Origin of the sequence: Providencia sp. PROV116 (assembly GCF_028482485.1) — a bacterium.
In the GTDB taxonomy this organism is placed as follows: Bacteria; Pseudomonadota; Gammaproteobacteria; order Enterobacterales; family Enterobacteriaceae; genus Providencia; species Providencia rettgeri.
In genome coordinates, this window is record NZ_JAMPQO010000005.1 from 247,277 (window position 1) to 263,031 (window position 15,755).

Sequence of the window (15,755 nt, forward strand, 5' to 3'; positions counted from 1 at the left end):
ATAAAAAAAATTAAAGGAAGTACAATGAGCCTAAAACAAACTCTTTGCGTATATGAGCTAATCGATTGCGCTAGTGTTAAAGGTGAAGACATTGTTGCATTGTTCCAAGATTTCCCACACATTGAAGTCATGTCTAAAACGGTTAAGGATAACAAAGGGCAAAGCGATTTTGTTCGTATTCTTATTCCAGGAACACAAGGTAAATCACACCATAAAGATGCGCCAACGCTGGGGATCATCGGGCGGTTAGGCGGAATTGGTGCTAGGCCTTCTCGCATTGGTGTTGTCTCTGATGCAGACGGTGCGATTGCCGCACTTGCAGCAGCGCTTAAACTGGCACAAATGCATGAAAAGGGCGATCGGCTACTCGGCGATGTCGTGATCACGACACATATTTGCCCCAATGCGCCAACACGTCCGCATATACCTGTTGATTTCATGGACTCCCCCCTTGAAGATGCCACGATGAATCAACATGAAGCGATCCCTGAAGCGGATGCTATTTTGTCTGTAGACACCACAAAGGGAAATCGTTTACTCAATCATAAAGGGTATGCGCTGTCTCCAACGGTAAAAAATGGCTATATTTTACCTGTATCAGAGGATTTAATCCGTTTGATGGAGTGGAGCAGTGGCCAAAAAGCGGTGACATTCCCGTTGTCAATTCAAGATATCACGCCATATGGTAATGGCCTGCATCATATCAACAGTATATTACAACCTGCAGTATCTACATCTGCGCCAGTGGTTGGTGTCGCTATTTGTTCAGAAACAGTGGTGCCTGGTTGCTCTACAGGGGCTAGCCATGAGGTTGACATTGCAGCGACAGTGAAATTTATGATAGAAGTGGCCAAAGCATTCACAGGAAAGCAATGTGCGTTTTATGATGTTGAACAGTATGATTTATTAACGTCACTATATGGTGATATGTCGCACCTGCAAACTGCGGGCAATGGTGTAGTAAAGAAGTGATTAATTGATAAATAGTCACAGTTAATTATTAGTGTTGTCAGTGTTACTAAAATAATTAACTGTGCTCTATTGCTGAGCTATTGATTTAATTCGGTAATGTTGTCTGGGACATTCTCAGTGTTAATAGGAACAATGAGGTCTGCATGATTACCTTTTGGGCCAATAGTCACGCTAAATTGAACTTTTTGGCCAGCTTTTAGTGTCCTGTAACCGTCCATTTGGATACAGGAATAATGAGCAAAAATATCTTCTCCGCCATCAGCCGGGCAAATAAAACCAAAGCCTTTTGCGTTATTGAACCACTTAACGATACCCGTCTCCATATTTCATCCTTCAGATTTACCAATATTTGCGTTTAAAGTAATGTATAAAAAACACACAAAATAAGTATAAGTACGATGTTATTTGTTCGTAAAATATACTGTAATAAATTGCCTTCTAAGGTCAAGAGGTGAGGTACAGGAATTAGTGGAAAGTGTTAAGAATTCGCTAATCAATAGCGTTCATTTTCTATAATATTTGATGTGGCTCACAGATTGCTAACCATGGAAGCAAAGGTGATTCCCATGGTACACTGTGACTTGAAGCAATATAGACAAAAACAGCATGGTTACGAAATGGTATAGTTTTGTGGTGTTATCAATATGATTGATAGAAATCGTTGATAATAAAGACTATGCTTAAATTGAAGTTAAACACTGAGCAAGAAAGTAATGAGTGATTTTCTGGGCACATTTAAAACTGATGTCATTTTTAAAGATGAAATAGAACAAACCTTACAGCCACCTTCGATGTATAAGGTGCTATTAAATAATGACGATTACACTCCGATGGATTTTGTTGTCGAAGTGTTACAAAAATACTTTTCTTTTGATGAAGAACGCGCTACACAGATAATGTTAGATGTCCATATTCAAGGAAAGGGAGTTTGTGGAATTTTTACTGCAGAGGTTGCTGAAACAAAAGCGTCACAAGTCAATACTTTTGCTCGTGAACATGAGTACCCTTTGCTTTGCACTATAGAGAAAGTCTAATTTGGCTTAATATCAATTTTGGGAGGTGCTTATGCTCAATCAAGAACTGGAGCTTAGTTTAAACGTAGCTTTTACGAAAGCGAAAGACAGCCGCCATGAGTTTATGACTGTAGAGCACCTATTGCTAGCGCTACTGAGTAATATCTCTGCTCGCGAAGCTTTAGATGCTTGTAAGGTTGATCTTGTTGCATTACGTCAAGAACTTGAACACTTCATCGCGCAAACGACACCTTTGTTACCCGAAAATGATAGCAGAGACACCCAGCCTACGTTGAGTTTTCAGCGTGTATTACAGCGCGCCGTTTTTCATGTGCAATCATCTGGCCGTAACGAAGTTAGCGGCGCAAACGTATTAGTCGCAATTTTTAGTGAGCAAGAATCCCAAGCTGCGTACTTATTACGTAAACATGATGTTAGCCGTTTAGATGTGGTTAATTATATATCCCATGGCACGATAAAAGGCGAAGAGGCGTCATCAGAACAAGATATCCCTTCTAATACCATGCAAAATGAAGAGCAGCCGGTCCCAGAAGACCATATGGACAACTTTACGACCAACTTGAACCAGCAGGCCAAGAAAGGGAATATCGACCCTCTAGTTGGACGTCAGGCTGAATTAGAGCGTACCATTCAAGTACTGTGCCGCCGTCGTAAAAATAACCCACTATTAGTTGGCGAGTCAGGTGTCGGTAAAACCGCGATTGCCGAAGGGCTAGCATGGCGTATTGAGCAAGATGATGTTCCTGACGTAATGAAAGGCTGCACAATTTATTCATTAGATATTGGCTCATTACTGGCGGGAACTAAATACCGTGGTGACTTTGAGAAACGCTTCAAAGCATTATTAAAAATGCTGGAAAAAGATCCGAAGAGTATTTTATTTATTGATGAAATACACACTATCATAGGTGCAGGGGCGGCCTCTGGTGGGCAAGTTGACGCTGCAAATTTAATTAAACCGTTGCTATCCAGTGGCCGAATTCGTGTTATTGGTTCTACAACATATCAAGAATTTGGCAGTATTTTTGAGAAAGACAGAGCATTGGCACGTCGTTTCCAGAAAATTGATATTGTAGAACCAACTCCAGAAGAAACAATTCGCATCATCAATGGGTTAAAGCCTAAATATGAAGCGCATCATGATGTTCGGTATACCGCAAAAGCGATTCAAGCCGCGGTAGACTTATCCATTAAATATATCACTGATAGACATTTGCCTGATAAAGCCATTGATGTGATCGATGAAGCTGGTGCGCGAACGCGATTGGTTGCACCAAGTAAGCGTAAAAAAACCATTGGTGTACCCGAAATTGAAACTGTTGTGGCGCGTATCGCCCGCATTCCTGAAAAAACCGTTTCTTCAAGTGATAAAGACAAACTCAAGACACTCGACTCTCGTTTGAAAATGTTAGTGTTTGGGCAAGACAAAGCGATAGATTCGTTGTCTGAGGCAATTAAAATGAATCGGGCAGGTTTAGGGTTAGAAAATAAGCCGGTGGGTTCTTTCTTGTTTGCAGGTCCGACGGGGGTGGGTAAAACGGAGGTTACTGTTCAGTTAGCCAAAGCGCTGGATATTAAATTATTACGTTTTGATATGTCCGAGTATATGGAGCGTCATACTGTTAGTCGTTTAATTGGGGCTCCTCCTGGCTATGTCGGCTTTGATCAAGGCGGTTTACTGACTGATGCAGTTATTAAACATCCTCACTCAGTGGTGCTGTTAGATGAAATCGAAAAAGCCCATCCTGATGTATTTAATATCCTCTTACAGGTAATGGACCACGGTACTTTAACGGATAACAACGGCCGTAAAGCAGATTTTCGAAATGTTGTTGTGGTAATGACAACCAACGCAGGGGTACAAGAAACTCAGCGTCGTTCTATTGGTTTTGCTGAGCAAGATAATAGTACTGATGCGATGTCAGAAATCAAAAAGGCATTCTCACCAGAGTTTCGCAATCGCCTTGATGGTATCATTTGGTTTAACTCATTAACTCCGGAAATTATTACGCAAGTTGTTGATAAGTTTATTGTGGAATTACAAGTTCAACTTGATGAGAAAGGCGTATCAATTGAAGTTAGCGCGGCGGCTCGCCGTTGGTTATGTGAAAAAGGTTATGATAAAGCGATGGGTGCCCGACCTATGGCTCGCACCATTCAGGATAACCTGAAAAAACCATTAGCAAACGAGTTGCTATTTGGTTCACTAACGAATGGTGGCTCTGTAAGTATCGGGCTTGATGAAAAAAGTAACACACTGACATACAGCTTCAGTAGCGTGCACAAGGCCTCTCCGGAGGATGCGGTATTCTGACGAATAGACCACAGGTGTATCAATGCACCTGTGGTTGTCAGGCCTTGCCTGAAGCGAATATCAACGGCTACGGAAAATGATTCGGCCTTTGCTCAGGTCATAAGGTGTTAACTCTACAGTTACCTTGTCGCCTGTCAGGATGCGGATATAGTTTTTACGCATTTTTCCAGAAATATGAGCAGTCACCACGTGACCGTTTTCCAGTTCAACACGGAACATTGTGTTTGGCAGGGTATCTAAAACTGTGCCCTGCATTTCAATATTGTCTTCTTTGGCCATCTAATCCTCTAAGTTTAATAACCGTGATTTTTAACGGGCAAGATAATGCCCAAAAACCCGCACTAAGTAAAGAAGTGTCGCATTTTAACGCGATCTTTATTTTTAAGTGAAGGAATAAAATTAATGTAAAACCAAAATTCATTAATCGAAAATTGGCGGTATTTCAATCGATTGCGGTATCCAGCAGGCGGGGTCAATCGCTTTGTCACGCCACCGATAAAGAATATGTAAAAAATCCCTACGGGATATCTCTTTTGCGCCCATTGAGGCGGTATGGTGGTTAAGTACCTGACAATCAAAAAGTTGCCCATTATAGCGCAAAAAATGAAAATAGAACGTAATAAAAGCAAATTTGGATGCATCATTCATTCTACTGAACATAGATTCCCCACAAAATAGGTGCCCCATGTTCACACCATACAGGCCTCCAACGAGTTTATCGCCATACCAAGCTTCAATGGAATGAGCCATTCCTGCTTGGTGTAATGCCAAATACCCAGCTTGAACTTCGGGTAAAATCCATGTGCCTTCTTGGCGTACAGAACAAGCTTCAATAACTTGCTTGAATGCATGGTTAACGGTAATGCGATAAGTCTGCTTTTTTAATACTTTTTTCATTGACCGGCTAATATGAAGCTCACCAACCATGAGTACTGCTCTAGGGTCCGGAGACCACCATAAAGGCATCTCTCCAGGATTAAACCAAGGAAAGATACCATCATAATAAGCGGCTTGCAGCCTTTTTGATGAAAGATCTCCGCCAATCGCTAATAAACCATTGGGCTCCCGCATGGCTTCAGACACGGGAGGGAATAAATAGGAGTCGTCATCTAATTGATACATATACGCCTCAGAGCGGTTGCTGTGCCCAGTGGCGCTGGCGGAACTGATAATACTGGCCTTGCATGCCTAACAGCGCTTGATGAGTACCTTGTTCGATGATTTTACCATTATCCATCACACAAATGTTATCCATTTCCTCTAAGCCCTGCATGCGGTGAGTAATGACAATTAATGTTTTATCAGCACATTTTTCTTTGAGTAGTGCTAAAATCTGTTGTTCTGTATGCGCATCAAGCCCTTCCGTTGGCTCATCCATTAGAATTAATGGGGTATTATGTAACAAAGCACGGGCAATGCCTAAGCGGCGCTGTTCCCCACCTGAAAGCTGTCGACCGCCTTCTCCCATCCATGCATTAAGCTTTAATTCGTTTTCTAATAAATTGCCCAAGCCAACTTGTTGCAATACTTCATTTAATTCGATATCAGTCGCTTGTTCATTGGCGAGTAATAGATTATTGCGTAATGTATCACTAAAGACATGAACCCGTTGTGGCACAACAGACATCATATTGCGTAACGATTTTTCGCTAAATTCGTTAATAGGCGTGCCATTTAAGTAGATGGTTCCGCTATCAACATCCCAAGCACGAGTTAATAATTGAAGGAGCGTTGATTTACCGCAGCCAGTTTTACCTAATAAAGCAAGGTGTTGGCCTTTATTTAACGTTAAAGATACATTGTGAAGAACGGCAAATGGCTGCTCTGGATAGGTAAATGAAATATTGTCGACAGTCAGGCTTTCCAATGTTGCGATTGAAGGGCTTTCACTTGGGAAAGTTACCTCCGGTTTCGCGGTCATTAATTGAGAAACGCGAGTAGCAGACGCAATCACTTGCCCCATATGTTGGAAGGCTACCGCAACTGGGCCTAGTGCTTCGAAAGCAGCCAGCGCACAGAAAACAAACAAAGCAATGAGTGCACCTGGTTTGGTATCCCCTCCCACATGGTCGGCAGCCATCCAAAGAAGTAGTGTAGCAGTCACACCAGAGGCAAATAAAATAATGGCTTGAGATAGCCCAGTAAGTGCCGCTTGCTGTTGTTGGCGTATTTGCCATTTGTTTTCAATATTAAGCAAGTTTTGACGAAAACGGTCAGTGGCGCCAAACAATGTTAGCTCAGCTTGCCCTTGCAGTGCAGAGGTTAAAATAGTGCGATAACTTCCACGTAATTCGGTTAGTTCACGGCCGATGGGTTTGCCAGCACGATAAAATATAAATGGCATGGTAAACAGTAAAAACAGCATGATGCCACCAAGAGTCCACGCAAGACGAGGGTCGAGGTAACTTAAACCAAAAATAAGGACAAAGGTAACAAAAAATGCAGTAATGATCGGCGATAAAACACGTAAATAGAGGTGATCTAGAGTTTCTACGTCAGCGACGAGGCGATTGAGTAACTCCCCTTGACGGAAACGGCTGATACCTCCCGGTGAAAGGGGTAATACTTTACTAAAAGCAAAAACCCGTAAATGAGCAAGTACCTTAAAGGTGGCATCGTGGCTAACTAGGCGTTCTCCATAACGGCCAGCGGTACGAAAAATAGCGGCGCCACGGACACCCGCAGCAGGTAACATGTAATTAAAATAGTAAAGACCCGGAAAACCAGCAATTGCGGTTCCGGCTAAAAACCAACCGGAAAGGGTAAGTAAACCAATACTCGCCAGTAAGGTCACAATCGCTAAGATGATACCTAATGTAATTAAAAACCAATGGCGGCGGTAAAGGGCTAAGAAAGGTAATAAAATTTTCATTATCAAAGCTCCTCACTGCGATGGGCAAGTAACTGGGCAAAAGCGCCTTCTGATTGACTTAGTTGTGTGTAATTACCTTGCTGAATGATTTGACCATTAGCCATTACCCAAATTTGGTCATAATCAAGGGTTTCTTCCAGCAAATGGGTGACTAAAAGGGTTGTTTGCTGACTTGATAGCTGGTTAAGTGTTTGCATAACACGTTGCTCACTGTGGGAGTCTAAGCTCGCAGCGGGCTCATCTAGAAGTAGCATACGAGAAGGTTTCAACAGGGTTCGTGCAACGGCAACACGCTGAGCCTGCCCGACCGAAAGGCGGGCGGCATAGTCACCTAATTTGGTATTTAGACCGTCAGGCAAATGGGCTAAGAATTCGGAAACATATGCATTATCAATAGCCTGTTGAATTTCTGCCTCTGTAGCATTTGGCTTGCCTAAACAGATGTTTTCAACCAGTGTTTGCTCTGGAAGGTGAGGGTTTTGCCCAACCCAACCAAGTAATTCACGCCATTTATCAGGACATAATTCACGAAGTTCAACACCATTTACGGTGATGGAGCCACGATAAGGTAAAAAGCCTAACAATAAATTGAGTAATGAGCTTTTCCCTGCGCCACTTTGACCAACAATCGCAATACGCTGTTGTGGTTCAATATTGAAATCTAATGGCCCAGCAAGGCGCACGCCATCATGGGATAAAATTTCTAATTGTTTAGCCTGAATATAGATAGCATCATCGCTCAGTGTTTGGGTTCCTTGTTGAGTGTTTTGTTCTCTATCACTGTTTAACAATGTTTCGAGTGTTTCAGCGGCACCAACAGCTTGTGCTTTGGCGTGGTAGTATGTGCCAAGATCTCGTAGTGGTTGGAAAAACTCTGGAGACAGTATCAGGGCAAGAAAACCGGCAAATAGTGTGACAGGTAGACCGTAGCTACCAAAGTTCATTTCACCTAGGTAAGAAAAACCAAAATAGACGGCAACAACAGCAATAGAAATCGATGCAAAAAACTCAAGTACACCAGAAGATAGAAATGCCATTCTTAGTACTTCCATCGTTCTAGAACGAAAATCCTCTGTTGATTCGCGAATTTGCTTAATTTCTGCTTTTTCACGAAAAAATAACCGCAAGGTATCAAGGCCTCGTAATCTATCGAGAAAACTACCGCTTAAACGGCCTAATGCAATAAAATTACGGCGGTTAGCATCCGCAGCACCTAACCCGACTAATGCCATAAAAATAGGAATTAGCGGGGCAGTGACGAATAAAATAAGTGCAGCAGCCCAGTTAAATGGGAAAATAGCAATCAGGATCATAATGGGGATGATCCCCGCTAAATACATTTGTGGAAGATAGCGTGAATAGTAGTCTTGCATGTCTTCAATTTGTTCAAGAATAATCGTGGCCCAGCTACCCGCAGGCTTACCTTTAACCCATACAGGGCCGAGTTCTTGAAGTTTATCGAGTACCATGGTGCGTATTTCTTGGCGCACCACTTGGCCACAACGAAAGCCAACACGTTCTCGTATATAGGTGACAATTGCACGTAAGATGAAAACGCAAATCAGAAGAATAAAGGGAGTTAATAGCTGTTCTCGAGGAACGTTATCCATAATCAATGCTTGTAAGATAACAGCTAAGAACCAGGCTTGAGCAATAATCAGTAATCCGCTCAAAATACCTAGTAACATAGAGATCCGCAACCAGCGCTTGGCAGGGGCACTGTGTTGTTTTAACCAACGTACCAATTCAGTCTGTCTTGATTTATCCATAATGATTTAGTTAGCAGGTGTAGTTTTAATGTCATTGAGTATAGTTAGGAAATACCAACCTAACGTTGCTTTTACCATGCGCTATATTACAGTTGGACTATTTTATACCGCATGAGAACGATAATTTTTTGATCTGGTAACGCAATTGGTGGTTATAAGAAAATCTGCGTTTTTGATCTTACCCATAAATTCGGGTACTAGGGTACATCATAACAGCTTCACCACGATATGTTACATAATAAAAGTGGGTTATTTACGGTGAGTTGTGTTTTGTTATTAAATTGTTTTATAAAGGTAAATTTAATATTTCAGTAAGGTTTGGGATGTAATAATCTTGAGATGTTACTGTATTTTTACGTAATGAAAAGGTGGCTTAACAAAGAAATGTTAAGTCACCTGCATTTTTAATTAGTATTAAGAAGTGGGGTCTATCATTAACCATTCTTTGGGTTTTAATTTAAAATTTCCTTTTAATAAATTATCCCAAGCCTGAGCTTTTTCTTGCATGGTATTAAATGTGCGAGTTTGCGTATCCATTAACTCCCAGCTCTGTTCCGTTTGTTGCCATATATTGCAATCAATACTCGAACTACTTGGGTAGGAATAGCACATAACCACATCATTTTGGTTGTTTTGGTTTACATCGGCCATAAAGCCTACACATGGGTATGGGTCGTATTGTGAAGTGCAATACCACGCACTGCTAAGGTTTTCTCCGAGATCGAACCAGTTGTCCGGTATTGTGGGGCTATTTTTAGCTTGAATTAATACTAATTTCAGCGGCTTACGCTGTTCTTCTTCATAAGGACTAGTTTGGAATAGTTTTTGATATTCAGGGTTGTTGTTGAGTTGCTCAAAAGCCTGTTGCCCCTTTTCACCTAATTGTTTTAAGTCATAAGCAAGCGAACTATTGACTTTAATTTTGCCATTTTCAACGCCAGCAAGAATACTGTTTAGTGTGATGCGTTTAAAATCAGCAATAGGGCTGTTAATGACCAATATAATGGCAATTAGAGACAAAATTCCCGCTTTATTGATAAACCCTAAATAGGACATCCAAGCTGATCTTTTATAAATAATGGCAATACTGTAAGCAAAAACCAATACAAATAGAAATAAGGCAATAGTAAATGCATACAGGCGTTCAACGCTCCAACTATACTGGTTTACTCGTACCAGAATGCCATAGAGAGAAAGTATTGAAAATGAATTGAGTAGAATAATGCTAATTAAGACAAAACCATTTAGACCTGTACGGTATTGATATTGGCTCGTACCATCACCATACACAAAATTGATGAAAATGAGGTTTAAAATTAAAAACCATAGCATCACCGCGGAGCCTAAATTCGTGGAGCTTAAACCTGAAAAGTAGGAAACAACAAAACCACCTAAGAAAATAACGGCAACAATATTTAAGAGGGGTAAGAAAAAACGAGCAATAAAGCTAGCAAAATTACTGAGCTGTACATTTAGTGCTGCCCGTAAAAAAACTAAACTCACGTTGAAGCCAAGTGCAAAGCTCACCCAGTAGATAACGTCGTTATCAAGAGCTTCACTCAAAAAATTAAGGTTAACAATATCAAATAGGAAACTGGCTATTTTTATGATTAGAGTTAGCAACCCACCGATAGCAGCAGCTAGAACACCTAAAAAGGTATTTTTAATATATAGCCCCATTAAGCAACCGTAATCGATTTTCCATGTTCTTGTTACTTGCCACAGTTGCATCCAAGGAAGCATAAAAAAGAACAGGACGGTTAGGGTGATAAAGGCGAAGAATGGGTCTGTATCTGCAGGATTTTTAAAGTCTTGGGCATGCCAGTAATTGAGCCAGAAAATTAACCCAATAATAACGACGATGTTGAGATAAAAAATACCGGATTTTGCATTGGTAATTAGGTAACTTATTGCTGAAGGAACAAAAATAGCGAGCAAAATCGGCAGATATAGAGTACTCGCGCTTAATTGGCTTTCTATACGGATGGCGTAATCAGTGGTGGCAGTGATGACGATACCTTGCATCACGGCAAGTATGACAATAATAAAATAAGAATAACCGCGAATGGCATCACGTTCTAATTGTTGCCCCATACCTACACCTATATTCGTAAATGTTATGTAAAAACAGTATAGGGAGTATTCGAGAAGTACAATATAAACTTGCTCTTAAAAATATATGTAAAACCAATAGTTAAGATGGGTAATATCAGTAACAAAAAAGGCTTCAATTGAATAAACATTGAAGCCTTTTTAAATCACAATAATTTATTGATTATTTAGATGCTAAGCCATCAAGATATCGCTCTGCATCTAAGGCGGCCATACAGCCTGTGCCAGCAGAGGTAATGGCTTGACGGTAGATGTGGTCCATGACATCACCGGCAGCGAACACACCTTCAACAGAGGTTTGGGTCGCATTGCCTTGGGTGCCTGATTGCACTTTAATATAACCGTTGTCTAAATCGAGTTGACCTTCAAAAATGCCCGTATTTGGACTGTGGCCGATGGCAATAAATGCGCCCATAACAGGGATATCTTCAGTTGCGTGTGTTTTAGTACATTCTAAGCGCACACCTGTAACCCCCATGTCATCACCTAAGACTTCATTTAATGTACGGTCGGTATGCAGGATAATATTACCGTTTTCAACTTTATCCATTAAACGGTTAATAAGGATTTTTTCTGCGCGGAAGCTATCACGGCGATGAATTAAATGGACTTCTGATGCAATATTAGAAAGGTACAGCGCTTCTTCTACCGCGGTGTTTCCACCGCCAACGACAGCCACTTTTTGATTACGATAGAAGAAACCATCACAGGTTGCACAAGCTGAAACTCCACGGCCTTTGAACGCTTCTTCTGAAGGCAGACCGATATAACGTGCGGAAGCGCCTGTCGCAATAATTAAAGCGTCACAGGTATATTCATTTTCATCGCCAATTAAACGGAAAGGACGTTGTTTTAAGTCCACTTTTTGGATATGGTCAGAAATGATTTCAGTATCAAATTTTGACGCGTGCTCATGCATGCGTTCCATAAGCCCTGGACCGGTTAATCCTTCTGGGTCACCAGGCCAGTTTTCAACTTCAGTTGTGGTGGTCAATTGACCGCCTTTTTCCACCCCAGTAATCAATGCTGGGTTTAAGTTTGCACGTGCAGCATAGACAGCCGCAGTATAGCCAGCTGGGCCAGAACCAAGAATGATTAACTTGCGATGTGTTGTTGTGCTCATGAATTCCTCTTTAATCTAAAAAGCATTTATCAGATTGTAGGAGAAATAAGAGGCTAACAAAAGTGGTTTAAGTGCGACTTAGTTTCATTTGGCTTATTTCATTAATAGGTAAAACCGACAAAATGTAAAAAAGTGTGACAAAAAGTTGCTTGTGTCACGCATCACAATTTTTAGGAATTATCTTGAATTAAGGCTGCGAAACGTTTTACTGGAAAAAAAAGCGAAATCTTGTACTGATTTTTATTCATTTGCTTTGACAATCGGCTGCGCATTTGCGAAAACATCAGTGTAAGAGTTAATTATCTAGCGGATCAATGGAAATGGCGCATTTTTGTTCTCACTGGAAAATTAACTTTACACTACTTACAAATTTAAAATACAAGTAAAAATTGTGGGTGATAATTACATTCACACTAACTTCAGCATTACGAACAAAATTTGCTCCTGAACACGAATTCCTAAATAAAAAAGGTGGTGGCTAAGGTGCTTATTTTTAGATGTAGAAAATAACAATTAGAGAAAGAGAGATAAAGAGATGATTGACAATAAAAAGCGTCCAGGCAAAGACCTTGACCGTATCGACAGGAATATATTAAACGAGCTACAAAAAGACGGGCGAATTTCTAACGTAGAATTATCTAAACGAGTTGGTTTATCCCCAACACCTTGTTTAGAGCGTGTGCGTCGTCTTGAGAGACAAGGATTTATCTCTGGCTATACGGCGTTATTAAACCCACACTACTTAGATGCATCTTTACTCGTGTTTGTTGAAATTACACTCAACCGCGGTGCAGCTGATGTGTTTGAGCAATTCAATACTGCAGTTCAAAAATTGGAAGAAATTCAGGAATGTCACTTGGTTTCTGGTGACTTTGACTACCTGTTGAAAACGCGTGTGCCAGATATGTCCGCATATCGTAAACTGTTAGGTGAAACTCTGTTACGTTTACCAGGTGTAAACGACACTCGCACCTATGTAGTTATGGAAGAAGTTAAACAAAGCAATCGCTTAGTGATCAAAACTCGCTAATCATAGCTTTTTAACCTCGCTTCAGCACAGCATTTCAGCTTTGTTGCCGCACTGCAGTTTCAACGCTGAGTTTACTCAGCGTTGTTCCGTTTTTCTCACCTCATTTGCTGCTAGATAAAAACGTAATGTCTCGTCTTTAAAAGGCATTGTCTGACCGCAATCCAAGTCTTTCTGTGTTATCTTGCAAAAATTACTTAGCAATTGATAAATTTTATTTTCAATTTATTGATTCTAAAGCTATAAATATTTAGGACTTTTGATGAGAAATAGAAATTGAATCGTCATACATTAGATGGAATACTGCACCTTAGCGTTTTCATAATGCCCTGATTTACCTTAGATGTTGTAAAGCAGGCAGAGTCAGTCGTTTAATGGTAGAATAAACCTAGGTTAGTCAAGAACATCAGTTAGCAAAGAAACAATAATGAGCCAAGAATATACAGAAGATAAACACATCAAATTTAAAAAACTAAGTAGCGGAAGGCGGCTATTAGAGGTTATTTTGCTCGCAATATGCTTGAGCGCACTCTTCTTAATGGTGGCTTTATTGAGCTTCAGCCCTTCAGATCCAAGCTGGTCACAGACAACTTGGAATGCCCCAGTGAAGAATTTAGGGGGAAGTGTTGGTTCATGGAGCGCTGACATCCTTTTCTCGGCTTTTGGTCTTCTTGCATTTGCTATTCCCCCCTTATTACTTCTAGGGTGCTGGGCGATTTTTCAATACGAAAGTCAGCGCAGATATATTGACTTTTTCTCTTTATCATTAAGATTAATCGGTGGTTTAGCACTTATTTTATCCTCTTGTGGACTCGCGGCTCTCAATTTTGACGACTTACCTAACTTCGCCTCTGGTGGAGTGATTGGCAGTGTATTTAGCAGTGCCATTATGCCGTGGTTCAATTCATTAGGCGCTACGTTAGCATTGCTATTTTTATGGGCAATAAGCTTTACCCTGTTTACTGGGTGGTCATGGCTTACAATCGCAGAAAAAATTGGTGCGGCTGTGCTTCTCCCAATTACGTTGCTGACAAATCGAGCAAGGGGAGATGATTTAGATAACTATGATTATGACGTTGAAGAGACTGAAGGGGCTTTACAGCGTGCGCAAGAAGCTGAGCACAGGGCCAATGACGATCTAGAAAATATTGATGCGGATGATATTTTATTTTCTGCTCCCACAGTGGCTGAATTAGTCACTGAAATCGCTCCAACAACGGAAAAAACGACGAATGAAGCGATGACAGCGACAGAAAACGCAATCCCATTGGTGAATCAAAGCGTGTCTGAGCAAGTTCCAGTAACGGCCTTCTCTGCAGTGGATGAGCCGAGCACATATCATTTTGAAGTACCAGAAGATTACCAACCTAAGCTCGGTGCTGGTTTTGATGCAATATCAGAAACAGCTAATGAGCCGTTAGTTCAATCGTCTGCGTATGTTGCACCAGAAGAACCGATGTTTGGTGTTCATCATAATCAACAATCAGAACCACAAAAACACGATAATATCGCTTCTCCTGGGTACTCGAATAATCAGGCAACATCTGTTAATCAAGCGGCGTTTGAACCACAGGCGACATCAGTGTCATCACTTGATCCTTCAAATATAACGCAAAACATTATTCCGTCATCTGTCACTGAAAGGGTTTCTAACCCGGCTGCATTAGCGGCTGCAGGTATTTCAGTCGCGGCACTGGAGCGTCATGCTCAAGTTAAACAAAATATGGAACCAGAGCTTCCGCGACCTAATCCTGTTCGTTTACCGACGCGTCGTGAATTATATGGCATTCGCATTCCGTCGTTACGTGATGCAGAACTACAACGGCGTGAAGAAGAGGCCTCTAAACGTGAGCAGATATATCAGCAGTGGTCTGCGAGTGAGTCTGAGCAACTTGAAACTGATGATGAAGCACAACAAGGTGAATTACTACGAGCACAGTTTTTAGAGCAGCAACGTGAACGTTATGGTGAAGTTGATGAAACGGATTATGAAGCGCCATTAAATAGCGTACATTCAGATGAAGAACAATTGCAAAATGAGCCAATGACGGAAAATAAAATCAGCTCATTTACACAGCCAGAAATTGAACACCGTTGGGCGTCGGCTTCACAACAGTCCAATAATATGCATACAATTCCAGAACCTGAGGAAGTTGCACCCGTCGTGGATAATGGCTATCAACCTCAGTTCACGCAAGAGTATTCTTCGCAAGTACAAGAGGACTTTGAGCCTAGGATTGACTTAAGAAAAGAGTTCTCTGTGCTGGATAGTTTTACCCCTATTGATGACTTGGTTGATAACGAGCCTGCTGACCCATTATTTATGCCGTCATTTAGTGCGTCTTCTGTTCCACCTGCGGCTCCACAAAATAATATTGATAATATTGCTGAAGGGCTTGGCAACCCACCATCAGTAACACAAACTTTTGCACAGCCACAGCAGCCACAGCAGCCACAGCAGCCACAGCAGCCACAGCAGCCACAGCAGCCACAGCAGCCACAGCAGCCACAGCAGCCACAGGCAAGATAGCT

The 15,755-nt window shown here is 41.3% G+C and carries 12 protein-coding genes; 5 read left to right on the plus strand and 7 right to left on the minus strand.

Going from position 1 to position 15,755, the window contains the following annotated elements; all coding sequences use genetic code 11:
- The first annotated feature begins 24 nt into the window (after positions 1-24).
- The gene (locus tag PSE72_RS05380) at positions 25-972 is read left to right on the plus strand and encodes a DUF1177 domain-containing protein (protein WP_198641821.1); all 948 of its coding nucleotides are present in this window, start codon (positions 25-27) and stop codon (positions 970-972) included.
- 77 nt (positions 973-1,049) lie between these two features.
- On the opposite strand, the gene cspD is transcribed toward PSE72_RS05380, so the two are convergent.
- Complete coding sequence (gene cspD / locus PSE72_RS05385) at positions 1,050-1,295, minus strand: cold shock domain-containing protein CspD (protein ID WP_115167658.1); 246 nt, start codon at positions 1,293-1,295, stop codon at positions 1,050-1,052.
- Between the two features lie 390 nt (positions 1,296-1,685).
- On the opposite strand from cspD, the gene clpS reads away from it, so the two are divergent.
- Both clpS and clpA read left to right on the plus strand, forming a co-directional pair.
- Complete coding sequence (clpS, locus tag PSE72_RS05390; RefSeq protein ID WP_004909410.1) at positions 1,686-2,006, plus strand: ATP-dependent Clp protease adapter ClpS; 321 nt, start codon at positions 1,686-1,688, stop codon at positions 2,004-2,006.
- Between the two features lie 31 nt (positions 2,007-2,037).
- Positions 2,038-4,320, plus strand: coding sequence for an ATP-dependent Clp protease ATP-binding subunit ClpA (gene clpA / locus PSE72_RS05395; RefSeq protein ID WP_198641822.1), 2,283 nt, complete (start codon positions 2,038-2,040; stop codon positions 4,318-4,320).
- A gap of 60 nt (positions 4,321-4,380) precedes the next feature.
- Here clpA and infA read toward each other — a convergent pair whose 3' ends face one another.
- From infA to trxB, 6 genes are all read right to left on the minus strand, one after another.
- Positions 4,381-4,599, minus strand: coding sequence for a translation initiation factor IF-1 (gene infA / locus PSE72_RS05400; protein ID WP_004244560.1), 219 nt, complete (start codon positions 4,597-4,599; stop codon positions 4,381-4,383).
- A 141-nt stretch (positions 4,600-4,740) separates the two neighbouring features.
- Entirely contained in the window at positions 4,741-5,442 is a 702-nt protein-coding gene (gene aat, locus PSE72_RS05405; RefSeq protein ID WP_004256353.1) for a leucyl/phenylalanyl-tRNA--protein transferase, read from the minus strand.
- A 7-nt stretch (positions 5,443-5,449) separates the two neighbouring features.
- Entirely contained in the window at positions 5,450-7,192 is a 1,743-nt protein-coding gene (gene cydC, locus PSE72_RS05410) for a heme ABC transporter ATP-binding protein/permease CydC (RefSeq protein ID WP_004909441.1), read from the minus strand.
- Positions 7,193-7,194: 2 nt separating this feature from the next.
- Positions 7,195-8,961 carry a heme ABC transporter permease/ATP-binding protein CydD gene (gene cydD, locus PSE72_RS05415; protein WP_115167657.1) on the minus strand — a complete coding sequence of 589 codons (1,767 nt, stop codon included), beginning with the start codon at positions 8,959-8,961 and terminating at the stop codon, positions 7,195-7,197.
- A 414-nt stretch (positions 8,962-9,375) separates the two neighbouring features.
- Positions 9,376-11,055, minus strand: a complete 1,680-nt coding sequence (locus PSE72_RS05420; protein ID WP_272690919.1) for a DUF7057 domain-containing protein — start codon at positions 11,053-11,055, stop codon at positions 9,376-9,378.
- Positions 11,056-11,236: 181 nt separating this feature from the next.
- Positions 11,237-12,196, minus strand: coding sequence for a thioredoxin-disulfide reductase (gene trxB, locus PSE72_RS05425; RefSeq protein WP_109911028.1), 960 nt, complete (start codon positions 12,194-12,196; stop codon positions 11,237-11,239).
- A gap of 535 nt (positions 12,197-12,731) precedes the next feature.
- On the opposite strand from trxB, the gene lrp reads away from it, so the two are divergent.
- Positions 12,732-13,226 (plus strand): leucine-responsive transcriptional regulator Lrp, encoded by a 495-nt coding sequence (lrp, locus tag PSE72_RS05430; RefSeq protein WP_004256338.1) that lies wholly within the window; start codon positions 12,732-12,734, stop codon positions 13,224-13,226.
- 424 nt (positions 13,227-13,650) lie between these two features.
- Positions 13,651-15,753 carry a DNA translocase FtsK 4TM domain-containing protein gene (locus PSE72_RS19940; protein ID WP_442958883.1) on the plus strand — a complete coding sequence of 701 codons (2,103 nt, stop codon included), beginning with the start codon at positions 13,651-13,653 and terminating at the stop codon, positions 15,751-15,753.
- Positions 15,754-15,755 lie beyond the last annotated feature (2 nt).